Below are 22,675 nucleotides of genomic sequence, written 5' to 3'. Positions count from 1 at the left end.
GGGCTTTGTGGTGTCAGGTGTGGTTGCCCGTGAGGGTGGCGTAGACGACGACGTTGTCGGCGTAGTGGCTGTCGGCCTTGGAGTACTTTCCGCCGCAGGTGACGAGGCGCAGGCCCGCGTGGTCGAGGTTGCGGTAGACCTCCACGGTGGGGAACCGGTCCTTCGGGCGCACCGGATTTCTCGATTCGTCGTCCGCGACGGACGCTCGCGGACCGAAGTGCGCGTTCGCCGCGAGGCGTTTGGGCCGTCGGCACGACACCGGCGGGCGGGGCGTCCCGCCGGGGTCGGCCCGGCGGGACGTGTTGCCGCGACGAACCCGCGGCGGCCCGGGTCGGTCTCGGGACGCCTTGTGCCTGGTCGCCGCAGCGCGCCCATGGGTTGTCTCCTTGTCGTGCTCTCTGTGGGGCGGTGGGTGAGAAGCAGGTGATGACCTGGCCGCCGCGGTGCCGGCGGCGCGGGTCCGTACGGGACGTGGCCCCTCTGCCTCCGGGCAAGTGCCCCTCTGCCTCCGGGCAAGTGCCCCTCTGCCTCCAGGCAGTTCAGGTCCCGGGGCAGCGGGTAGGGAAATTCTGCGGGCCTGCTGACCGGAAGCGGGATCTCCAGCCGAGAGGGCATGGCCGCGCTCACGCAGGCCCGGCTCGTGTCCCGTGTGCCGGCCTGTGGCCGTTGCGCTATCGGGTCGGCTGGATCCACAGCAGCCGGTCGGCGGTGTCGGACCTGGTCGTGGCGCGCGGGGAGGTGTTCGTCGAGGTCACATAGACACCGTCCTGGTAGGGCAGCACGGCGCGGGCCCGTTCCCCGGAGCTGAAGACGGGTGCCAGCCCGTCCTTGTCCTCGTTGGCCGCGTAGAGGATCTGGGCGCCGAGCGCCGCGACGAGCAGGTCATCGCCCGCGAAGGCGATGCCGGACGGCGCCCACGTGCTGTCGCCGGAGCTGATGAAGGGAGCCTCCGTGCCCGCCCGTCGGCTGTCGTCCTGGACGAGCGGCCACCCGTAGTTGCCGCCGGGGACGATGCGGTTGATCTCGTCGTGGGCGGACTCGCCGTGCTCCGCCGAGTAGAGCCGGCCGGCGCTGTCCCAGGCCAGCCCCTGAGGGTTACGGTGCCCGTAGGAGTAGACGTAGGAGTCCGCGAAGGGATTGCCCGACGCGGGACGGCCTTCGAGATTCATCCGGAGGATCTTCCCGGCCAGGCTCTCCCTGTCCTGCGGGTAGTCCTCGTTGTGGACCCAGCCCGTGGTGGCGTAGAGGTTGCCGTCGGGACCGATCGCGAGCCGTCCCCCGTTGTACAGCTCGTGCCCGGGGATGCCGTCGAGGAGGCTGCGCGTCTCCGTCCATGCCTTCCCGTCGTAGTGGACCTGGGCGATCCGGTTCGCGAGGGCGGATCCGTCGGCGTACGTGTAGTAGATGTAGGCAGTGCCGGTGTCGGCGAAGTCGTCGGCGAGGGCGAGTCCCATCAGGCCGCTGCCCCCGTCGTGCCGCACGGGGTCCGAGGTCCGCACGTCGTGGCGTTCGAGACCGCCGTCCACGTCGATCATCGCGATGGTGCCGTCGACCTCGGTCACGATCAGAGTGCCGTCGGAGATCCGGACTTCCCACGGGTAGTTCAGTTCGTCACTGACGACCGTGACGTTCCAGTCGTCGGTGGTCAGCCCGGTCAGCCGGGGGCCGGTGTAGTCGCTGCCCGCCGCCGGGTCCGGTCCGGTGTACGAGGACGAGGACGAGGACGAGGACGAGGGCCTCTCCCGCTCGGTTCCGGGTGCTGAACAGGCCGCCAGGGCGAGCACGGCGGCGAGGGCGAGGGAGAGGTGGCTTTTCATGGGGTCGTCTCCAAGAGGTGTGCCGGACGGGTACGGGGCTCCGTGTCGTCGGCGGATCGCTGTTCGTTCCCGTGAGATCGCGGTCTGCGTTCCGGTCCTGGCTCGCGCGCCGCACGAGAGGGCTGCCCGGTCCTCTCGCTGTCGTCCGGGTACGTACGGTGGATGGGACTGGCGCCTTGGGGCGGGGGCAGGGGCAGGGGCAGGGGCAGTGTGAACGCCTCCCGCAGCGTGTGGAGCCTGTCGCCCTCGGCGAGCGCTTCGATGGTGGTGACCTCTGCGCCCTCCGGACGGACCGCCACGGCGACGGAGCCGCTGGGAGCCGCAGTTCGACGCCTCCTCGGCGCCGAAGCCGAGGGGCCCGGCCAGGCTGCCCACGGCCACTTGTGGTGGGCGTCCAGCGCCGGAGCCACATTCCCGACATCCGTCATGGCGGCCGTGGAACCGGCCTGAGGCTTTCCGGTCCCGCTCTCCGTCGTGCCGCACCCCACCAGGGCCACCGGGGCGGTCACGGCGGCGACGCTCGGCGGTACACGGTGCTTCACGGGCGAGCCTTTGCTTCTCGGAGGCGACGGCGCTCAGGCTGGCGCTCAGCGCTCGGCACATGCGACGCCGACGCACGGGCGGGATGCAGGCTCCAGCACCGCAACAGGTCACAACCGAGGACATCGCAGTTCAACCGTGCGAGGAAGGAACTGATGTGAGGTGTATCGGCAGTACATCCCACCGCGGGAACTCTCGGCGGAACCTCAACGGCATCAAGGGCGATACCGCCGCAGTGAGCGTCACCCGAAGTCCTGACCAGCAGGAAAGCGTGATCGTGCCAAAGCGGGGGCGGGCCCCGTGCCTGACGTCGACCGGCTCGGGACGCGGGCGGCGGGGCCGGGCGTCCGCGTCCCGCTCACTCTCCAACAGCGGTACAGCCTGTTGTTCCACGAGAGTGGATTCGAGGTCGCCCCGTGAATTCGAGGTCGCCCCCGCCGTTCCGCCAACCTCGCTCTGCACGACCGAGCCACCACCGCACTCGACGAGATCAGCTCCCCCACCCCCGGGCGGCTACCCCTACGGCGCGTTCGGCACCGGCCGACGCGACCGCCGCCCCCGGAGGCGGCCTTCAGGCTTTCGGAGAACTCGTCACCGAAAAACCTACCGCCCTCTCAGCCACCCCTGAATGGAACCGTCGACGCGGGAGCAGTCGGGTGGGACACAGGAGTGTCGGCGCCTTCGAGGTGTCGACTGCCTCGGGAACTGTGGAACATGTTCTGTGCTTCCTTCCAGGCCGGAAGGTCTTCGCCCTTGCGTCGGCGGTGGGGCATGAACGAGCCCGGTGCCGGGACAGCCACCGTCGGCGATCGTGAGTGTTCTGCCGACGGCGACCCTGGCGCCGGATTCCTCCCACGCCTTGCGGTCGTCGCGGTTGCCGTTGCCGGGCAGGGACTGGCCGACCATGACGACCAGGCGGGATATCGGCGCCGATGACGACCTGGTGGTTGGTCGAGTACCGGTAGCTCTTGGACTGCTCCGCCACCGCGCGGTCCCGGGTTGGGACCAGGGTGCCGTCCATGATGAGCACGGTGTCCTCGGTTAACCGCTTGCGGGGGTGAAGCTTGTGCATCGGGCCCCAGATGGTCGACGATGCGGTCCGTTGCCGACTGACACCCCGAAGAGCGGAGCGAGCTGACGCACCGTCATGTTCGTACGTCAGCAGGCCGTGAACAGCAGGGCCCAGCCCTTCAACGGCAGGCTCCACGGTCGGCCTTCGCGGACCGCGTCCGCGCCCTCGCGCCGCAGTACGGTAACCAGCTTGCCGAACAGGCGAGGGCTCAGTCCGGAGAACGGGGCTGTCCAGGATGGCTCCGAAGCCGTGATCACACCAGACACCGGACGGTCTCACCGAACGTTGAGCGACGCTCCGCACAGGCTCCGGTGACCCGGGTCAGTCGAAGAGGGCAACGAGGCCATTCACCCAGATCGCGAGGAACACAAGGGCCGCCGCCAGGCAGCCGACGCCCGCCAGCACACCGCCGACCGTCCATGACTCGGAGGGCGCCTCGTACTCCCCTTCCAGGTCGTCCCGGTAGGAGGTGGGGTCGTCCCAGTCGACGGGGTGTCCCAGATTTTCGGCGCAGCCGGTCCGCACCGCGACCAGCTGCCTCTCCGCGAAGGCGGTGGCGGCCTTCGTCTCAGGGCCGTGCCAGGCGAGGGCCTTCATCCGCCACCCAGGAGACCCGTATCGCGCCTCGAAGGCGGCGGTCTCGTCGGCATTCCGGTCCTCTTCGAGGTACATCCAGCGTCCAGACTCGGCGGCGTCGCCGTAGAGCCGGTACACCTCGGCCAGACGACGGCGGAGTGTCAGGTCGTGCGGGAAGGACGAGAGGAGACCGCGCAGCCGCTGGCGCGCGGCGGGAACACGGCCGGCGGCCAGGTCCGCATCGACTCGGGCAAGCGTCTCCTCCAGGGGCATGAACGCATGTTCCTGCACCGAACTGCCCTATGTCGAAGTGGTTTTGTCGCTCAGCACTCGCTCGCTCTCAACGGCATCGGCTGGCCCTCACTGAGACAGGACACCACCGGTTACGGGACAGCCCTTGGCGTGGCACGGCTCCGGGCGACGCGCCGGGTACTCCGTCCTCTACCTCCCGCGCCCCCGACAACGGGATGGCCCCGTCGCTTCACACGCAGCGTCTTCTGGGCCACGGACGGTGACCGCTCGGAGCGGCCTGACGGTACGTACCGCGTCACAGCCCCTGCCGAAGCCGTCGACCCACGCACCCTGCGGGCACGCATGAGGGGCAGGCGCGCGGAACGCGCCTGGGGCGGGCCGCTGGAGAACGACGATCATCGCCCCTCGGGGTCTTCGTCCACGGCCCGCTCCGCCCCATCCGGCCGACCGAGGTCCTCCCCCTGTCCGGGCGCCTGGAGCGGTGGAGTCGAAATGCCCCTCCTGCTGCGAGTACGACGGCTGCCCACCACGAACGCCGCGATCAAAAAGCCGACGACGACCAACCCCACCAGGGCGATCAGCAAAGACGGACGGACTTCGACTGCCAAAACGGTCATTGTGTCCATAGTGTCCGCCTACCCCCGTCTCTCGCTTCCAGCACGGCACACGCCATCAAAGAATGCGCAGCCGCCCGCCGGCCAGCGGTCCACATGCAGAGATTCGATTCATACCTGGCCAACTGGCCGGCGGCGATAGCGTCACCGAAGATCACCCGTAGCGCTGAGAACCGGTAGCCAGTAGGACCGACCTGCTCGATTCCCGCCTGTTCAGTTCGAAGTCTCGTCAACGTTCCCCGGGAGAACCACCCGGAAGTGATCTTGCCAAGCCGGCATCCATATGACTACCTGAAATCGCACGGCAGCCGCCTGTAGCGGGCGGCCGGTGAACGGTGAAGGGTTGACGATGAGCACTGCCCACCCAGCAGCCACGGACGGCGAGGACTCCGCACCTCCGATCCGTACGGTCGCGGGGACCGGGGTCGCGGGAGCCAAGGGGGACGGTGGGCCTGCGATTTCGGCCCAGGTGGACTATCCGAACGGGATCGCGATGGACCGTAGGGGCACGCTCTACGTCGCTGACTACAGAGGGCACCAGGTCCGGAGGATCACGACCGACGGGAGGATCAGCACGATCGCGGGCACGGGCTCCGCGAACTTCGGCGGGGACGGCGGGCAGGCGGCCTCGGCCCAGCTGAGGCGTCCATAGGGAGTCGCGGTGGACGCGTGGGGAACCTCTACATCGCCGCGCAACGTGCGTACGAGGGTGGCGACGCGCGCCACCAGCAGTGGCGGCTGATCCCGGTGGGCTCCGTGGACGGTGCTCAGCGGGCGTACGAGATCGCGAACGGCAACAGCGGCCTGCTCCTGCGGGTCGACTCCAACGCGCGCACGGCGATCAGGCAACACGGGGCGGAGGGCGACCACCGGAACCGGCAGTGGGAGCTGGTGCCCGTGTGACGTGAGCGTGGGCAGGGGCAGGGGCTGACCTCACCTGCAACGACGTCGAGTGGCCCGAGAAGATCGGCGCCTACCGCAGCAGCGTCGCCGAGGACCGTGAGCGCTACCCGCTGTTCGGCGCGGCCACCGCCAACATCACCCCCTGCGCCTTTTGGCCGTACGCCCCGGCCGAGCCGCCCGTCCCGGTCGACGACGACGGGCCGCGCAACATCCTGCTCGTCCAGAACCTGCGCAATGTGCCCACTCCCCACATCGGCGGGAAGATGCTGCGGCAGAAGTTCACCGACCGGTCACGGCTCCTCAGCGTCGACGACAGCGGGCACGGCTCCTACGTGCTGAGCGGCAACCCGTGTGCTCTGAACACCACCACGCGCTACCTCGTCACGGGCGAGATGCCTGTCAAAGACACGCTCTGCCCGGCGAAGTGATCCGATACGGGGGCGAGCGCCCGGCTCGCCCCCGTATCCCGTATCCCATATCCCGTACTCCGTTCCCCGCCCAGGCACGCAGACCTCGGCCAACAGTTCGCCGAGGAACCGGGGCGCCCGGTGGAAGCAGAGCCGCCACCCCGCCCCGGTCAACCTCCACAAGGAGCTGCGCCACGAGCGGCGCACGCCACCGCCCTGCGGGCCGCCGCGAACGCCGACGACCCCGTCGTCGGCGCCAACACCCTCGCCTTCCCGGCCATCCGGCAGTACTCGACCGGCAACCCGCGTGGCGCGATCGACCTCAGCGAAGCAGCCCCAGGCCCCCGCGGATCGGCTCCGCCCGCATGGTCCGATGCGGCCTCGTGTGCGGTATCCGATGAGTTCCTCCGAGCCCTGCTGAGTCCTTGCCGCTGTGGCCGGTGTGCTCTGTCTCCTTGGGGTCTTCTTCGAGCCAGTGACGTAACTTCAGGATTCCTGAAGCGTTCTCACTTCATCCGCTCGATCTGTGATCGGGGTGAAGGCGAGGAGGCTCGGGTCGGCGTCGGCAGCCGTCGCGATCTGCGCGAGTTCCGTGATCCGGTCTCGGCGGAGGAACTGGAGCGGTTCGAGACCGACGTGCTGGCCGGGTTGGTCCTCGCGCGGGCTTCGGCGGGGCTGGCGGACGGCACCACTCGCGGGGGTGTCGGGCATCTGGACCAGATGCGGGCGTGGTTCGGTCGACCTCGGTGGGATATGGAGCCGGTCGACGCCGACGGGCACTTCGGAAAGGTACCGCGGGGCTCGCCGAGCGGCACCCGGCTGGCCCGCGTACAGGCGCTGAGCAGGCACTTCCTCTTCCTGGAGCTGCGGCACAAGGTCGAGATCCATCGGATGACCGGGCGGGTTGTCACCGAGGCCCTCGTCCGTGTCCTGGCCGGTCGCGCCAGGACCATCGGCGTCGCCTCCCCCGGCGAGATCTTCGACACGCCGACTTCCCGCGCGCGCTCGCCCAGCACGTCACACTCGACCTGCCCCGCCCCCGCGGAAACAGCTGAGCGGCGGTGGCCACGGTGCAAGGCCGCTGCTGAGCGCGCGGCGTGGTCGGTGCCGGAGGAAGGTTGCCCAGCGGCTGCCGCCCGGGGCGACGGCCGGTTCGCCTGACGGGCCGCGACAGCGGGTACTGCCTGGACGTGAAGGACGGCTCGCAGACACCCGGCGCCGATGTGTGTCACTGGTACCGCAACGCCGCGGCCGCGCGGGACTGGCGGCTGAAGTACGCAGGCCGCGGCGGCTACCGGCTCGTCGCCCGGTCCAGCGGTCGGTGTCTGGACGTGGCCGGGGGCTCGCGGGCACCGGGCGCCGGGCGCCGACGTACGGCGGTGGACGTGCGACGCTCGCCCGCCGCAGCTGTGGCATCCGCGGCGGGTCCGACCGACCGCCCGACGCACGACGCCTCTCCGGCAGGGGCCGGGGAGGCGTCGGCGTGCGGCGGGAGGCCCGTTACGCGGGGTCCTGCTCCTCGATGGCGGCCGGGCGAATCTGCGCGGCGCGGACCCGCTCGATGTCGAGCTTGGTGCCGCGGTCGAAACGGTAGACGCCGTTGCGTTCCTGGAACACGTCGGTCAGTTGGGTGTAGCAGTAGCCGAACATGCCGGGATCGTCGAGCAGGACGCCCGTGAGCCCGGTGAACCGCGCGTGGAACTCCTCCTCGTCGCGCACCCGTTCGCCGTACCCCCAGGACTCCGTCCGGTCCTCGCCGGAGGACGCGGCCGCCGCGGCCGGGTCCCACCAGACGCCACCGAACTCGCTGACGAAGTAGGGCTGGCCCACGTACGGAACGGAGTAGGCGGCCCCGTTCTCATGGGTGTTGACGTACGGCTCGTCCTCGGCCAGGCCGGACATCTGGCGCTTAAAGGCGGCCGGGTCCTGCTCGTAGCTGTGGGAGTCGTAGATGTCGGTCTCGACGACCCGGTGGGCGTACCCGGAGGTGTCGAGGACCGGCCTGGTCGTGTCCATCGCCTTGGTGGCGAGGAACATCGCCCGGGTCACGGAGTCGAGTTGGGTCATGCGGTCGTGCAGCTTCTGGTACGTCTCGTTGAGCGGGCACCACCCGATGATCGAGGGGTGCGAGTAGTCGCGTTCCAGCGCCTCCAGCCACTGGGCGGTGTAGGAGGCGTCCGGCTGCTGGTTGTCACCCGACGAACCGCCGGTCTCGCAGCCCCAGTCGCCGAACTCCCCCCAGACCAGGTAGCCGAGACGGTCCGCGTGGTAGAGGAAGCGCTCCTCGAAGACCTTCTGGTGCAGCCGCGCCCCGTTGAAGCCCGCCGCCATGGCGATCTCGATGTCGTGGATCAGCGCGGCGTCGGTCGGCGCGGTCATCAGGCCGTCCGGGTACCAGCCCTGGTCGAGCACGAGCCGCTGGAAGAGGGACCGGCCGTTGAGAGTGACGGCCTTGCCCCGGATGCCCACCGACCGCAGACCCGCGTAGCTCTCCGCGCTGTCGGCCACCTCGCCCGCCGCGTCGAGGAGTTCGACGCGCAGGCCGTACAGGTGCGGATCCTCCGGGCCCCACGCGCGCACCCGCTCCCGCGGCACCGGGAGGTGCAGCCTCGGCGCCAGGTCGAGGTCGGCGCGTACCTCGGCGCGGCAGACCTCGCCCTCGTCGTCGGAGAGGACCGCGCGCACCCGGTGGCCGGGGCGGTTGCCGGAGAGCGGCAGCTCCAGATGGAACGCCGATCCCGCCAGGTCGGGCGTGATCCGGGGGCGGCGCAGATGGAGGTCGGGGACGGGCTCCAGCCACACCGTCTGCCAGATGCCGGTGACCCGGGTGTAGTTGCAGTCGTGGTTGGCGTACTGGACGGCCTGCTTGCCGCGGGCCTGCGGACCGGAACGCGGGTCGCGCGCGCGGACCGTGAGGGTGACCTCGCCGGAGCCCGCGAGGTCACCCAGGTCGGCGGTGAACGGGGTGAAGCCGCCCCGGTGGCGGGCCACTTCGACGCCGTCGGCCCACACGGTGGTGTCGTAGTCGACGGCGCCGAAGTGCAGCAGCACCCGCCGTCCGGCCCACGCGGACGGCAGGGTGACCACCCGCCGGTACCACACGGCCTCCAGGAAATCGGTGTCGCCGATGCCGGACAGCTCCGACTCGGGCGGGAAGGGGACGAGGATCTCGCCGGTCAGGGCGCGGTCCAGGAGGCCGCGCTCCAGGCCGCTGTCCCCTCGGTCGGTCTCGAACTGCCAGGCGCCGTTGAGGTTGAGCCAGTCGTTACGGACGAACTGCGGCCGGGGGTGTTCCGGGCGCGGTACGGAGGGAGTGGGCACGCATGCTCCAGTCGGTGTGTAGGGGAGGGTGGTGCGATCACCGGACCACAATGTACATCGATGTAAATCTGTCGCGGACCGATCGTGGGACGGGGCGAGAGGGGGGCGGGGACAGGGCGCAGGGACAGGGGGCGGGGGCCGCCGAACGGCCCGCGTTCCCGGCTCGGGGGCCGGGAGCACAGGCGGCCGGGAGCACAGGCGGCCGGGCCGGTTCAGGTACCGCCGAGTCCCGTGGTGGCCACCGATTTGATGATGCGCCGCTGGAAGAGCAGGAACATGACGATCAGCGGCAGCGAGGCGAGCAGCGCGGACGCCATGGACTGCGCGTACAGGATGCCGAAGGAGTCCTTGACGGTGGCCAGGCCCACCGGGAGGGTCATGAGGCCGGGGTCGTTGGTGACGATGAACGGCCACATGAAGTTGTTCCAGGCGCCGATGAACACGAAGATCGAGACGGCGGCCACGATGGGCCGGGACAGCGGCAGCACGATCGACAGGAAGACCCGGCCCTCGGACGCGCCGTCGATCCGGGCGGCGTCCTCCAGGTCCTTGGGCAGGCCCTCGAAGAACCGCTTGAGGATGAACACCATCATCGGCGCGACCACTTGGGGCAGGATGACGGCCGCGTACGTGTCCACCAGGTTGAACAGGAGCATCTGCTCGAAGAGCGGGACGACGAGCAGCTGCGGCGGCACCATGATGGCGGCGACGGTGACGGCCAGCAGGACCCGGCGGCCCCGGAACGTACCGCGTGCGAAACCGTAGGCGGCGAGCGTGGAGACCACCACGGTGATCAGTGTGACCAGGCCCGCCACGAGGAAGCTGTTGAAGGCCCAGGTCAGCACGTTCCCGCGTTCGAGGATCTGCCGGTACGACTCCAGGGTGAGGGCGCCCTTGAGCGGGGAGAGGCCGGGCTTCGACACGTCCTGCTCGCTCTGGAGCGAGGTGGCGACGGCCCACACCAGCGGCAGCAGCCAGACGGCCGTCAGGACGACCAGCGCGGTCCCGGCCAGGACGCGCGGCAGCCGGCCGGGGCCGAGGAGCATCGGTGAACCGCCGGCCTCGCGGGGCGCACGGCGCCGCGGGCGCACAGGAGTTGCGGTAGCGGACACGGTCAGTCCTCCTGGCGGAAGAAGCGGAGCTGCGCGACGGAGACGACGATCACCAGCGCGAAGAAGATGTAGGAGATGGCCGAGGCGTAGCCCAGCCGGTAGCCGGTGAACCCGACGTCGTAGACGTACTCCAGGATCGGCCGGGTGGTGCCGTTCGGGCCGCCCTTGGTGAGGATGTAGATCTGGTCGAAGACCTTGAGCGAGGCCAGGACCTGGAGCATGGCCACCAGCACGGTGGTCCGGCGCAGTTGGGGCAGGGTGACGGACCACAGCCGCCGCCAGGCGCCCGCGCCGTCGAGCGCGGCGGCCTCGTCGAGGGTCTCCGGCAGGGCCTGGAGCGCGGCCAGGTAGAGCAGGAAGTTGAAGCCGACCGTCCACCAGACGGTGAGGGCGGCGATGGACCACATCGCGACCGACTCGTCGGACAGCCAGCCGACCGGCTCCATGCCGAGTGCGCCGAGCAGTTGGTTCCCGAAGCCTATGTCCGGCTGGTACAGCCACGTCCAGATGAGGGTCACCACGGTGACGGGCAGCAGATACGGCGCGAAGAACGCCAGACGCCAAGCCCACTGGCCCGCGAGCCCGCTGTGGACCAGCAGCGCCATCGCGAGGGCGACGAGCACCAGCGGGACGCACGAGATGAGGGTGAAGACGAGCGTGTTGCCCAGGCTGCTCCAGACGTCCGGATCGCCGAACGCCTCGGCGTAGTTGGCGAACCCGACGAAGGCCGTGTCGCGCAGCGCGAGCGAGCTGTCGGTGAAGCTCATCCAGACACCGTGGGCGACGGGCCAGACGAGGAAGACCGCGAAGAGCAGGAGGAAGGGCAGGACGAAGATCAGACCGTCGCTCCGGCCGGCGGCGTTCTTCTCCCGGAAGGAGAACCGGCGGGCAGGTGGGGCGGACGGTGGCGCGCCGGGAGGCACGGCGGTACCGGAGGGTGCGGTGGTAGTCACGTCTGTAGCTCCTTGTGCTCCGGTCAGGCCACCGGGTTGGGCTGCCGCAGCAGCGTGTCCGCCTCGCGGACCATCTGCCGCACCGCCTTCTCGGCCGAGGTGTTGCCGAGCAGCGCCGCCTGGAGGGGCTGGCACATGCGGTTCTGGAAGTTCGAGGCCGCTCCCGTGAACCAGTTCGGCGGGTCGAGCACCGCCACCTTCCCGGCGTCCGCGTAGGACGACTGGGGGCGCAGCTTCGCGTATTCGGGACGGGCCAGCACGGGCTGGTACGCGGGGATGTGCCCGGCACTCGCCCAGGTGAGGCTCTGCTTGAGCATCCGCGCGACGTACCGGTGCGCCTCGCGCCGCCGCGCGGGGTCGGGGTCGGCCTGGTGGGGCAGGACGAAACTGTGGGAGTCGGTGTAGACGGCGGGGCGTTCGAAGACCTGCGGGAAGGGGGCGGCGCCGAGCCGGATGCCCGACTCACGCAGGGCCGGCAGCTCCCACTCGCCGAGCATGACCATCCCGCCGCGGCCATCGAGGAACGCGGCCATCGCCCCGTAGTAGTCGAGGTTGTTGGGGTTGGTCCGCCCGTCGAAGAGCCGCTGCATGAACGTCACGACCCGGACGGCGGCGTCCACGTCGATCTCGGCGGGACCGCCCTCCGGCAGGGTGAACTCCGCGCCCGTCTGGGCGTAGAACGCGGCGAACTGCCGCCAGCACTGCGCGGTGTCGGTGACATGGCCGAAGAGGATGCCGGAGCCGCCGGTGGCCTTCGCGAGTGCCTTCCCCGCGTCCAGCAGGGCCTCGGGGGAACCCATCGGGGCGAGTTCGCCCGCGGAGTCGAGGAGGCCGGCCTTGTCCGCGGCGTCCTGGTCGTAGAAGACGATGAAGGGGTGGACGTCCAGCGGGATCGCGTACACGGCCCCCTCGTACTGGGTCCGCTTCCAGACGGCCGGGGTGAAGTCGGCCTCGGCGCAGCCGAATTCGGCGAGCAGGTCGAGGTCGAAGGCGTCCAGCAGCCCGCCGGGGGCGTATCCGGCCAGCCGGGAGAGGTGGAGGACGGCCACGTCGGACGCCCGTCCTCCGGCGGCCGACATGGCGAGCTTGGTGTAGTAGGACGGGCCCCAGTCCAGGATGGTGCGGTCGACGGCGAAGCCGTCCCGCGCGGTGGAGACGGCCTTGATCATGTCGTTCATCAGGATGCCGTCCCCGCCCTGGAAGAGGTCCCAGACCTTCAGGGCCGAGGCGTCGGAGGACGCGGCGGGCGAGGCGCAGCCGGCCAGCGCGCCGGAGGCGAGCAGCGCGGTGCCGGCCCCGGCCATGCCGTAGCGCAGCAACCCGCGGCGGCTCACGCCCGCCGTCGGCGGGGGCGGGAGCGCGGGCCGGGGCCCGGGGGCAGGTGGAGAAGAACTCATCACGGACCTTTCGACGGCCGGTCGACCATGCCGGTTGGCGGCGGCCACCGGCATGGGCAACCGGTGGCGGCCCACCGCTGCGACGGATGGGCCTCGCTCCGGCGACCGGCGCGATGCCACGTTTTTACATCGATGTACAACGGCTGTAAAGAGGTGCGGCACTGCTTGCTGTACGGGCCCGCCCGCAGCCGGAAGGCCAGGCCACGGGCGGATACCGCCGGAAGGATCACGACCCGCCACGGCATAGACTCGACGGTGCGCAAGTGGCAAGGGGAGAGGGCCGTGGCACGACCCAGGATCAAGGACGTCGCACGACACGCGGGCGTGTCGGAGAAGACCGTCTCGAACGTGATCAACGACTACGTCCATGTGTCCGACCGGACCCGGCGTGTGGTCCGCGAGGCCATCGACCACCTCGGCTACCGGGTCAACCTGGCGGGCCGTCACCTGCGCACCGGGCGCAGCGGGGTGATCGCCCTGGTCGTACCGGAGCTGGACGTCCCGTACTTCGCCGAACTCGCCCGGCACGTGATCCGCGCGGCGGAGGAGTGCTCGCTGACGGTGCTGGTCCACCAGTCCGGCGGCGACCGCCGGCACGAGCTGGCGGCGCTCTCCGGGTTCGGCTCCGACTTCGTCGACGGCATCATCCTCAGCCCACTGGCCCTGACCAGCGACGACCTGCGCGACAACGCGGGCTCCCCGCCGACGGTCCTGCTGGGCGAACTGCTCGAAGAAGGAGCGGACCATGTGGCGATCGACAACGAACAGGCCGCGCGTGAAGCCACCGAGCACCTGATCGCCCGCGGGCACCGCGCCATCCTGGTCATCGGCGGCCGGGACGAGCCCGGTCTGGGCACCGCGGAGGCCCGTACCCGCGGCTACCGGGCGGCCCTGGCTGCCGCGGGCATCGCCCACGACGCGGCGGCGCTGCTGCCCGTGGGGGCGTTCCGGATGCCCGACGGGGCCGAGGCGGTGCACCGGGTCCTGAACGGCGGTGCCCGCCCCGACGCGCTGCTCTGCCTCAACGACCAGCTCGCCCTGGGGGCGTTGCGCGCGCTGCACGAGCACGGCGTACGGGTGCCCGAGGACATCGCCGTGATGGGCTTCGACGATGTGGAAGGCGGGCGGTTCAGCGTACCGACGCTGAGCACCGTGGCCCCCGACAAGGGGGCGGTGGCGAAGGCCGCCGTCCAACTGCTGCGCCACCGCATCGCCGAGGCCGCCCGGCCACGGGACGGCGCGGACGAGCCGGCGCCGGGCACGCTCTCGCCCCAGGACCGCGTCGTGGCGCACCGCCTCGTCCTCCGGGAGAGCACCGAGGGCGCCGCGCGCTGAGCGGGCGGGGCCCGGTGGTGATCAGGACGGGCACCACGGCCGGTGGCACCACGATTCGGCGGCCCACTCCCCGACGTGCCCGCGCCCCTCTCTCTCGTTTGCCGCCGACGGGCTCCGGCAACCGCCGATGACGCGTGTCCGCAGAGGGCCTCGTGGGGCCCGGCACGGTCTTCCCGGTCTCCCCCGGCGGCGGGCCGCGGCCTCTTCGGCGACGGGCCGCGCCTCTTCGGCGGCGGGCCGCGCCCCTTTCGGCGACGGTCCGCCCGCGGGGCGGTGGCCGCCGGTCGGCCGGGCCGCGGGAGACCACGGCACGCCGGCCCTCGTCCACGACCATGTGCGCTGAACCGCCGGGCCGGGCGTCCGGGCACCGTCCGCGTACCATTCGTAAATCACGCGCTTGACTTAGTTTTGGATCACGGGATTCACTGTCCGGGGTCGAGACGGTCCGGCGGCCGGGCTCACGGCACGCGACTGGCCACCGGGCGAGGAAACGGAGTACGCGGCATGGGTGATTTCGCGGAGCGGTACGGGCCGGTGGCGGTGGTCACCGGGGCTTCCTCGGGGATCGGCCGTTCGTTCGCCGTCCAACTGGCCGGTCGGGGGCTCGATGTCGTCCTCGTCGCCCGCCGTGAGGACCGGCTCCGCGCGCTCGCCGCCGAACTGCGGGACGCGCACGGCGTCTCCGTCACGGTACTGCCGGCCGATCTGGCGGATCCCGGGGCGGCCGGGGAGATCCTGGAAGCGGTGGCGCCGCTGGATGTCGGCCTGCTGGTGAGCAACGCCGGCTTCGGCGTGAAGGGGACCTTCGGGGAGGGCGACGCCGCGGCGCTCGCCGCGATGCTCATGGTCAACTGCCAGGCACCGACCCAGCTCGCACACGGCCTCGCTCCCCGGCTGCGGCGACGCGGGCGCGGCGGTGTCCTCTTCACCAGCTCGGTCGAAGGACTGATGGGGTGCCCGTACTCGGCCGGCTACTCGGCCACCAAAGCGTATGTGAACGCCCTCGGCGAGGCCCTGTGGGCCGAACTCTCCCCGGCGGGTGTGGACGTACTGACGCTGTGTCCGGGCGCGACCGACACCGAGGCGCCGCTGCTCCAGGGCGTCGACCCCACCACCCTCCAGCACCTCATGTCACCGGACGAGGTCGCCCACGCGGCGTTGGAGCATCTGGGCGGCGGCCCCACGCACATCCCCAGCGCCCACTACCGGAACCTCTTCGACACGCTGCTGGCGATGCCGCGGCGCGACGCCCTGGCCGCGATGGCGCGCTCGATGGGGAAGTGAGCGGCCCCCCGCTCCGTGACGCGGGCGCGCCGGACCGGTGGACGCGTGGCGCGCAGCCGACCTGGGCGCCGCCGACGGACACGGAAACGCCCTGTCGGTCGCCGAGACCCTCGCCCCCATCGCCCGAGCGGGAGCCTCCGCCCACGGTCAGCTCCTCAAGCCCGACACCATCGGCCTCATCTTCGACGAACAGTCCAACGGCACGGACCTCGTCAACGCACTGCATCTGCGATGGGGCATCGGATACACACTGCCCGACCGGCGCACCCTGCCCTGGATACCGGACGGCCGCATCGCGTTCTGGGGCGGCTGGGGCGGCTCGATGGCAATCATGGACCTCGACCGTCGCATGACGATCAGCTACGTCATGCACAACATGGGGGCCGACATCCTCGGCTCACCCCGGGCCGCCGCCTACACCACCGCCATCTACCGGGCCTCGATGACTGCACCCCATCCTGAACAGCCCGCCGTCGGCATTGCGAGCACAAACCACACGCGACTCATCTGAGACAGGACACGTCGGCACCCCGGCGGAGCATCTCGTCTGAGGTCCGATCCCACCGAACATTTAAATCCGCTTCACATGAAGTGCGGTGAGAAGGGCGTGGATGTCCGTCGTCACGAACAGGTCATCAGCACCCTTCTCGATTGCCCCGGCCGACCACACCGCCGCTCGGTACACGCGACCGGTACAACTGTCTACCACCGCACCCACGGCATCCGATACTTCCACGGCTGCTACTCCGTCGGCGACGACATCCTGTGGGGCGTCAATCGCCGCAAGAAGGGCGCCGCGAACACCCTGGCCGCGCTGAAGTCGATCCGCGCGGCCCGCCTCGATGGCGCCCCGATCTACGTCATCTCGGACTACCTATCCGCCCACAAGCGCGACACGATCCGGCGCGGGGCGAGGAAGAACCGGGTCGAGCTGTGCTTCACGCCGCCTTAAAGCGTCCGGGGCCAACCCGATCGATGCCCACTTCGGGCCACTGTGGCAGTTCACCCTCGCCCACTCCCACCAGAGCAACCACACCGTCCAGACGCGCGCCCTGCACGCCTACCTGCGCCGGGGCGGACGACTGGCGAAAGTCGGGTGACCCTACCAAGGGCACCGGCGACACTGACGCCATGACCAGTTCTGCACTGCCGCAACTGCTTCGACCGCGTGCCCTGAGGCCCGGAGACCTCGTTGTCATCGCGTCGCTGTCCGGTGCGCTGCCAGCCGCTTACGAACCCAACGTCGGGCAGACGGTGGTCGTGCTCGAGCGGATGGGATTCCGCGTGCGTCGGGCTCCGCTACTCGAAGCAGGACGCCGCCATTGGTGGAGCGCGGCCACGCCGGCGGAGATCGCCGGAGAACTCAATGGTCTTCTGCGCGATCCTGAGGTACGCGCGATCGTCGCGAGTGACGGCGGCCAGACCGCGCTCGGCTACCTTGACCTGATCGACGTCGAGGCGATCAGGGCCGACCCCAAGCCGATCCTCGGCTACAGCGACATCTCGCTGCTGCATCTGGTGCTCTATTCGCGCACGGGTCTGGTCGGGTTCCACGCCGACATGGCAGTCCCTGGCTTCGGCGGACACTGGCAGTCCGCGCCCGTGGCGCGCCAGGCGGAACTCGAAAAGCTCTACTCCAGGTTGCTGACCGGGACCGAGGCGATCGGTGCGCTGCCTGCGAGCCCGTCGTGGGAGTGCTGGCGTCCTGGTCGTGTCGAAGGTCGGCTGATCGGAGGGGTGATCAATCGCATCGTGCTGGCGCAGGCGACCCGTTTCGCGCTGCCGCTCGAATGGTTCGACGGTGCAGTGCTGTTCTGGGAGGAGATGGGCGGCTTGGCGTCGTATGTGTGGGGCTATCTGCAGGTGATGCGACACTGCGGCATCCTCGATCGGATCTCCGGCATGGTCGTGGGCGTTCCGCACGAGATCAGTGGACTCGAGCCCGGCGAGTCCCCCACTCTGCCCGAGATCGTCCTCGACGTCCTCGGCGACCGTGACATCCCGGTCCTGGGCAACGTCGAGTTCGGGCATGCCGGCCCGAATCTGCCGATGCCAGTCGGCATCCGCGTCGGCCTCGATGCGCAGCAGCGAACGTTGTCACTGCTCGAACCGGCGGTAGGACCGCACGCGATGACGGGACCGGTCAGCTGAGGACTGCGGATCAGTGAGCCGACGGCCCCCGGCAGCACCCCCTGGGGCCAACTCACGCTTTGGTGACCGCCGCCCTGGGCCGCTTGTTCGGTCCGTAGGAGGGGCCATGAACACCTGGTGGCTCGTGTTGGTCTAGAAGCTCAGCTCCTGACGTCAGGGATCACCAACCCGGTGAACGTATGCAGTCAGAGCACTGCCCACCCAGCAGCCACGGACGGCGAGGACTCCGCACCTCCGATCAGCACGGTCGCGGGGACCGGGGTCGCGGGAGCCAAGGGGGACGGTGGGCCTGCGATTTCGGCCCAGCTGAAGAACCCGTCTCTGCTCCCTTCCCCTCGGACCAGGCCGGGCGAGCCCGACCCGACGGGAAGGGAGCAGACAGGGCCTGGACTGGTTGGCGGTTACGACGTTGCGGCGGTCAGTGCGGCGCGGATGGCGTCTGTGCCGGCCGGTCGGCCCTTCTCGTTCGAGTAGGGGCCGTACGGTGTTCCCCACACCGGCGTGCCTGTTGCCTGCCGCCAGCTGTCGGCGAGTGTCCCCGCGTCCACCACGTCGTAGCCGATGGAGTCGATGAACGCGCTCGCCGTCGCCTTCGCCGGTGCGGAGTCGCCGGCGATCGGCAGGCTGGAGCGGTCGGGGGCCCCTGCCGGGCGGGCGAGGGAGAGCAGGTGCTTGTAGAAGATGTTGTTGAACGCCTTGACCAGCAGCGCGTCGGGTAGATGCCGCAGGAGCAGCTCGCTGGAGGTGAGGGTCCCGCTGTCGAGGTCGGTGATGTGTCCGTCACGCTCGGGACCGTAGTTGCAGGTGTCGATGACCGGCTTTCCGGCCAGCGGCGCGGCGGGTACGTGAGGGAAGGCGCTGACCGGCACGGTGACCACAACGATGTCACCGGCCGCCGCAGCCTCTTCGCTCGTGGCCGCGGACGCCTGTGGCCCCAGTTCGCGGACGGTCTCCGCGAGCGTGTGGGGGCCGCGTGCGTTGCTGAGCACCACCTGGTGCCCCGCGCCCACGGCCAGGCGTGCGAGGGTCTTGCCGATGGCTCCGCTTCCGATGAAGCCCACCGTTGTCATAGTTCTACGTCCTTTTCACGAGCCGGGCGTGCCGGATTGGTCACGCGCCGGGGATGGTGTTGTTCAGGCGGCGGGGAAGTAGTGGCCGTTGTCCAGATCGGCGAGGAGGCCGGGCTGGGTGGGTTCCCAGCCGAGGGTGCGGCGGGTGATGGCGTTGGACGCCGGATAGCTCTGCGTGACGATGTTGGTCAGGAATCCGAAGTAGCCCGGGGTCATCAGGACGTCATGGGGAATGCTGACGGCGGGCAGGCCCAGACGGCCGGCGAGCGCCTCGGCGATGTCGCGGAAGGGGGTGCCCATATCCTCGACGGCGTGCCAGTAGCTGCCGGCCGGCCCGTCTTCCAGGGCCAGGCGGAACAGGACGGCGGTGTCGCGGATGTGGACGGCGTTCCACACGTTGGCGCCATCGCCGGGGTAGCCGACGAACCCCTTCTCCTTCGCGAGCGCGATCAGCGTGGGAAGGAAGCCCGCCACATCACTCGTGCCGTGCGCGATGTTGGCGATCCGCACGACCGAGGAACGTACCCCCTGCCCGGCCAGGTCGATCACGGCCCGCTCCACGACGTTGCGGACCCGCAGGGTGCCCCGGTGCTCTTCGCCGGACGGCAGGGCAGGGTCTTCCTCGGTGGCCGGCCGTCCCAGGTTACCGGGCGAGCCGATGCTCCCGGCGGTGACCAGAGGCTTTCCGGTCCCCGCGAGGGCGTCGCCGTAGGCGAGCATGATGGGAAGCTCTGCGGCGGCCACGGCGTCCATACCGCCGGTGGGCAGGAGGTCCTGTCGGTGGGCGAGATGGATGACGCCGTCGGAGGCGGCGGCTGCTTCCTTGAGCCCGTCGAGGTCCGCCAGGTCGCCGCGGCGTACCTGCGCACCGAGCACGGACAGGGTTTCCGCGGACGCGTCCGACCGGGCCAGACCGGTGACCTCGTGCCCTGCGGAAATCAGCTCGGGAATGATATGAGAACCGGAATGTCCGGTCCCGCCAGCGACGAATACACGCATCCGAATTACTCCTTGAAGAGACAGACGAGGGTTCCGCGCCGCTCGTGAACCATTACCGAACGGCACGGCGATAAAAGAGAATCGCTATTCAGCGCAGAAGGGTGATGTTGATGAGGCGCCGCATTTCATGCTGCCACCACCCCCCAGGAAACGTCCAAGACCTCTTTGAACCCTGGTGATACCCTGAAGGTCTCACCACGCTGGAGGTCGTATGGATCTCGATCTGCGAAAGCTGCGGTACTTCGTCGCCGTGGCCGACCGGCTGCACTTCGGCCGCGCCGCCGAGGAACTCCACATCGCGCAGCCGGTGCTCAGTCGGCAGATCCGCGCACTCGAACAAGATCTCGGCGCGGCGCTGTTCACTCGGGACCGTCACGGCGTCGAGCTGACCGACGCGGGCCGGCAGCTGCTGGCCGACGCCGGCCCGCTGCTCGCCTCCACGCACGCACTGCGGCGCCGGGTGTCCGAGGCCGCAGGCGGCCGGCGCCGGTTGATGGTCGGCTTCCGCGCCGGCATTCCCATCACCCCGGCGGCCCGCGCGTTCGAGGGCAGGCACCCGGACGTGAGCGTCGACATGCAGCGGATCGAAGGCGACGACCAAGCCGTGATGCTGCTCGACGGGCGCATTGACGTCGCCTTCGTGCGCCTGCCCATCGACGAAACCGGCCTGCGCTTGACACCGCTGTACACCGAGCCGCGGGTGGCGGTGCTACCCGCAGGACACCGCCTCGCCGGCAAGGAAGAGGTCACCGAGACCGACCTGGCCGGTGAGCCGCTGCTGTGGGACGGTGACGTGAGTTCGCAGCCCACCGAGCACCCGTTCGCTAACGCCGGATACCCGGTGCGTGGGGTCGACGAGACCCTCGAACATGTAGCGGCCGGACGCGGTATCTCCTTCCTGGCCCGCTCGGCGTCCGTGTTCTACTCGCATCCCGACATCGCCTACGTGCCCATCCCGGACCTGGCGCCCGACCACGTGCATCTCGCGGCAGCGGCAACGCACACCTCACCACTCGTGGACGACTTCATCACCGCGGCTCACTCGACGGCCGAGATCACGGCAGAATGCGGCAACTACGAAATGTGGCAGCTCGGGGGCGATGCCCTCGCACGGCACGCGTAAGCGGATACTGGAGACTGCCGCCGGAATCGAGTCTCCGACCCCCGCACACGCCCCGTCGTCACGACGCCGTGCGTCCAGGCGCCGCCAGGAAGGGCCGATGCCTACCCGGCTACTGGTCGCCGAAGGGGAACGTCATCCAGGTCACAACCTGGATCAGTCACCAGATTCGGCGGCCGGTCAGCCGCCTACGCCTCGGTTTAGCGCCGGTCCTGAGCAAGGGCGACTCCCTCAGCCCTGATACGGGCGCGATCACGCGCACCTACCTGTGGGCTCCGGGCCGGGCGACTCCGTGAACGTGCTATCTCAGCGACGCGAAGGGGAGTTGGACGGCCTCAAGTACGCCGATCTCCTGTACGACCTGCCCATGGAAAGGGCAACGTACCGGGTCCGGTCAGACGGTGAAGTGCTCGACCGGCTCGACCTGATGGTGGACTTCATTCCCCTCGTTCAGGTCACCAAAAAGCCTCCGATGAGCACACCCACCGCGCCAAGGTCGATATGACGGTCGGCGCGCAGTGCGGCGATCGTGGTGGTGCCGGAGGGTGGCCCGGGGGCCGCCGTCTCATTAACGGTACGATCGCCGCACCCGTCGCCATCATCACCGAGGAGTGGTCGAGGCATCTTGGGAGAATCCCCTCAGACGCCCGGTCATCGGCGGCGGTGTCATCGGGAAGAGACCGAGGATTCGTGCCGGTCGGGGATGCCGTCCGCCCTCCGCGTCGACGCCTATCCGTTGAGTGCGGGGATGACACGCTGTCCGTACGCGTCGATGGCGGCCTCCCGCGCATCGTGCATGGCGTACACGGCGAACTGGTCGACGCCGAGGTCGCGCAGCGCCCGCAGCTTCTCGATGTGGGCCTCGGCCGGTCCCAGCAGGCAGAAGCGGTCGACGATCTCGTCGGGGACGAAACCGGCGTCCGGGTTCCCGCTGCGGCCGTGGTGGCTGTAGTCATAGCCCTGTCGGGACTTGATGTACTCGGTCAGCTCCTCGGGGACCATCGAGGAGTGTTCGCCGTAGCGTGAGACCAGGTCGGCGACGTGGTTGCCGACCATCCCGCCGAACCAGCGGCACTGCTCGCGCGCGTGCGCGAGGTCGTCGCCCACGTAGGCGGGGGCCGCCACGCAGATGGTGATCGCGTCCGGGTCACGGCCCGCGTCGGCGGCCGCCGTGCGGACGGCCTTGATCATCCATTCCGTGAGGAACGGGTCGGCGAGCTGGAGGATGAAGCCGTCGGCCTTCCGCCCGGCCAGGGCCAGCGCCTTGGGACCGTACGCCGCCATCCACACCGGCAGTTTCCCCTCGCGCACCCAGGGCAGCCGCACCGGCCGGCCGTCGATCAGCGCCTCCCGGCCCTCGCCGAGGTCGCGGATGGTGTCGATGGCCTCGCCCAGGGTCGCCAGAGTGTTGGGCCGTCGCCCCACCACCCGCATCGCCGAGTCCCCGCGGCCGATCCCGCACACCGTGCGGTTGCCGTACATGTCGTTGAGCGTGGCGAAGGTGGAGGCGGTGACCTCCCATGTCCTGGTGGACGGGTTGGTGACCATCGGGCCCACCACCAGGTCGGTGGTGTGTTCCAGGATCCGGCTGTAGATGACGAAGGGTTCCTGCCAGAGCACGGCCGAGTCGAAGGTCCAGCCGTACCGGAAGCCGTTGCGCTCCGCGCGCCGCATGAGGTCGACCACCGCGGAGGCGGGCGGATCGGTCTGGAGAACGAGTCCGAAGTCCATGGCGTGAGACGCTCCCTAACT

The 22,675-nt window shown here is 70.0% G+C and carries 20 protein-coding genes and 4 pseudogenes; 12 read left to right on the top strand and 12 right to left on the bottom strand.

Going from position 1 to position 22,675, the window contains the following annotated elements:
- Window positions 1-13 precede the first annotated feature (13 nt).
- From DVH02_RS16365 to DVH02_RS16345, 4 genes and pseudogenes are all read right to left on the bottom strand, one after another.
- Window positions 14-172: a class F sortase gene (locus DVH02_RS16365; RefSeq protein WP_407697635.1), complete on the bottom strand. Its 159-nt coding sequence runs from the start codon at window positions 170-172 to the stop codon at window positions 14-16.
- Window positions 173-671: 499 nt separating this feature from the next.
- Window positions 672-1,817, bottom strand: a complete 1,146-nt coding sequence (locus DVH02_RS16360; RefSeq protein ID WP_114624555.1) for a PQQ-dependent sugar dehydrogenase — start codon at window positions 1,815-1,817, stop codon at window positions 672-674.
- A 1,229-nt stretch (window positions 1,818-3,046) separates the two neighbouring features.
- Window positions 3,047-3,695 (bottom strand): annotated as a pseudogene (locus DVH02_RS16350) (transposase); the annotation flags it as partial.
- Window positions 3,696-3,750: 55 nt separating this feature from the next.
- Window positions 3,751-4,278 (bottom strand): DUF6584 family protein, encoded by a 528-nt coding sequence (locus DVH02_RS16345; protein WP_114624554.1) that lies wholly within the window; start codon window positions 4,276-4,278, stop codon window positions 3,751-3,753.
- Window positions 4,279-4,284: 6 nt separating this feature from the next.
- Between DVH02_RS16345 and DVH02_RS37135 the strand changes: the two are divergent.
- Window positions 4,285-4,629 (top strand): annotated as a pseudogene (locus DVH02_RS37135) (DUF6009 family protein); the annotation flags it as partial.
- A gap of 23 nt (window positions 4,630-4,652) precedes the next feature.
- Here DVH02_RS37135 and DVH02_RS37130 read toward each other — a convergent pair.
- On the bottom strand, window positions 4,653-4,874 hold the full coding sequence (locus DVH02_RS37130) for a hypothetical protein (protein WP_407697634.1): 222 nt from the start codon (window positions 4,872-4,874) through the stop codon (window positions 4,653-4,655).
- A 346-nt stretch (window positions 4,875-5,220) separates the two neighbouring features.
- On the opposite strand from DVH02_RS37130, the gene DVH02_RS36955 reads away from it, so the two are divergent.
- The 5 genes and pseudogenes from DVH02_RS36955 to DVH02_RS36945 form a co-directional block, all read left to right on the top strand.
- Window positions 5,221-5,523 (top strand): NHL domain-containing protein, encoded by a 303-nt coding sequence (locus DVH02_RS36955; protein ID WP_325051373.1) that lies wholly within the window; start codon window positions 5,221-5,223, stop codon window positions 5,521-5,523.
- A 17-nt stretch (window positions 5,524-5,540) separates the two neighbouring features.
- Window positions 5,541-5,774, top strand: coding sequence for an RICIN domain-containing protein (locus tag DVH02_RS36950; protein ID WP_325051372.1), 234 nt, complete (start codon window positions 5,541-5,543; stop codon window positions 5,772-5,774).
- Between the two features lie 62 nt (window positions 5,775-5,836).
- Window positions 5,837-6,202, top strand: a complete 366-nt coding sequence (locus DVH02_RS16330) for an alpha/beta hydrolase (RefSeq protein ID WP_114624552.1) — start codon at window positions 5,837-5,839, stop codon at window positions 6,200-6,202.
- A gap of 732 nt (window positions 6,203-6,934) precedes the next feature.
- Window positions 6,935-7,342, top strand: coding sequence for a hypothetical protein (locus DVH02_RS36160; RefSeq protein WP_233518264.1), 408 nt, complete (start codon window positions 6,935-6,937; stop codon window positions 7,340-7,342).
- Window positions 7,279-7,482, top strand: a pseudogene (locus tag DVH02_RS36945) (RICIN domain-containing protein); the annotation flags it as partial. The gene DVH02_RS36160 and the pseudogene DVH02_RS36945, both read left to right, overlap by 64 nt.
- Window positions 7,483-7,681: 199 nt before the next feature.
- Here the strand turns inward: DVH02_RS36945 and DVH02_RS16305 are convergent.
- The 4 genes from DVH02_RS16305 to DVH02_RS16290 all read right to left on the bottom strand — a co-directional run bounded on the left by DVH02_RS16305 (window position 7,682) and on the right by DVH02_RS16290 (window position 12,964).
- Window positions 7,682-9,502, bottom strand: coding sequence for a glycoside hydrolase family 2 protein (locus DVH02_RS16305; protein WP_114624551.1), 1,821 nt, complete (start codon window positions 9,500-9,502; stop codon window positions 7,682-7,684).
- A gap of 212 nt (window positions 9,503-9,714) precedes the next feature.
- Window positions 9,715-10,614, bottom strand: coding sequence for a carbohydrate ABC transporter permease (locus tag DVH02_RS16300; protein ID WP_114624550.1), 900 nt, complete (start codon window positions 10,612-10,614; stop codon window positions 9,715-9,717).
- 2 nt (window positions 10,615-10,616) lie between these two features.
- Entirely contained in the window at window positions 10,617-11,567 is a 951-nt protein-coding gene (locus DVH02_RS16295) for a carbohydrate ABC transporter permease (RefSeq protein ID WP_114624549.1), read from the bottom strand.
- 23 nt (window positions 11,568-11,590) lie between these two features.
- Window positions 11,591-12,964, bottom strand: coding sequence for an extracellular solute-binding protein (locus DVH02_RS16290; protein WP_114624548.1), 1,374 nt, complete (start codon window positions 12,962-12,964; stop codon window positions 11,591-11,593).
- A 282-nt stretch (window positions 12,965-13,246) separates the two neighbouring features.
- Between DVH02_RS16290 and DVH02_RS16285 the strand changes: the two genes are divergently transcribed.
- The 5 genes and pseudogenes from DVH02_RS16285 to DVH02_RS16265 all read left to right on the top strand — a co-directional run bounded on the left by DVH02_RS16285 (window position 13,247) and on the right by DVH02_RS16265 (window position 17,734).
- Window positions 13,247-14,299, top strand: coding sequence for a LacI family DNA-binding transcriptional regulator (locus tag DVH02_RS16285; protein ID WP_114624547.1), 1,053 nt, complete (start codon window positions 13,247-13,249; stop codon window positions 14,297-14,299).
- A 504-nt stretch (window positions 14,300-14,803) separates the two neighbouring features.
- Window positions 14,804-15,583 carry an SDR family NAD(P)-dependent oxidoreductase gene (locus DVH02_RS16280; RefSeq protein WP_114624546.1) on the top strand — a complete coding sequence of 260 codons (780 nt, stop codon included), beginning with the start codon at window positions 14,804-14,806 and terminating at the stop codon, window positions 15,581-15,583.
- A 37-nt stretch (window positions 15,584-15,620) separates the two neighbouring features.
- Window positions 15,621-16,094, top strand: coding sequence for a serine hydrolase (locus DVH02_RS16275; protein WP_114624545.1), 474 nt, complete (start codon window positions 15,621-15,623; stop codon window positions 16,092-16,094).
- Window positions 16,095-16,286: 192 nt separating this feature from the next.
- Window positions 16,287-16,653, top strand: a pseudogene (locus tag DVH02_RS16270) (IS630 family transposase); the annotation flags it as partial.
- A 61-nt stretch (window positions 16,654-16,714) separates the two neighbouring features.
- Window positions 16,715-17,734 carry a S66 peptidase family protein gene (locus tag DVH02_RS16265; protein WP_114624544.1) on the top strand — a complete coding sequence of 340 codons (1,020 nt, stop codon included), beginning with the start codon at window positions 16,715-16,717 and terminating at the stop codon, window positions 17,732-17,734.
- Between the two features lie 401 nt (window positions 17,735-18,135).
- Here the strand turns inward: DVH02_RS16265 and DVH02_RS16255 are convergent, their stop codons facing one another.
- Window positions 18,136-18,804, bottom strand: a complete 669-nt coding sequence (locus DVH02_RS16255) for an NADPH-dependent F420 reductase (RefSeq protein ID WP_199566301.1) — start codon at window positions 18,802-18,804, stop codon at window positions 18,136-18,138.
- A gap of 63 nt (window positions 18,805-18,867) precedes the next feature.
- Complete coding sequence (locus DVH02_RS16250) at window positions 18,868-19,803, bottom strand: SDR family oxidoreductase (RefSeq protein WP_114624542.1); 936 nt, start codon at window positions 19,801-19,803, stop codon at window positions 18,868-18,870.
- A gap of 211 nt (window positions 19,804-20,014) precedes the next feature.
- Between DVH02_RS16250 and DVH02_RS16245 the strand changes: the two genes are divergently transcribed.
- Complete coding sequence (locus DVH02_RS16245; RefSeq protein WP_114624541.1) at window positions 20,015-20,926, top strand: LysR family transcriptional regulator; 912 nt, start codon at window positions 20,015-20,017, stop codon at window positions 20,924-20,926.
- A gap of 726 nt (window positions 20,927-21,652) precedes the next feature.
- Here DVH02_RS16245 and DVH02_RS16235 read toward each other — a convergent pair.
- On the bottom strand, window positions 21,653-22,654 hold the full coding sequence (locus DVH02_RS16235; protein WP_114624539.1) for a TIGR03842 family LLM class F420-dependent oxidoreductase: 1,002 nt from the start codon (window positions 22,652-22,654) through the stop codon (window positions 21,653-21,655).
- Window positions 22,655-22,675: the final 21 nt, after the last annotated feature.

The sequence above is a fragment of the Streptomyces corynorhini genome (genome assembly GCF_003346515.1).
In the GTDB taxonomy this organism is placed as follows: Bacteria; Actinomycetota; Actinomycetes; order Streptomycetales; family Streptomycetaceae; genus Streptomyces; species Streptomyces corynorhini.
Note: the sequence above shows the minus strand (reverse complement) of the source record. Positions and strands in the feature narration are given on the sequence as shown.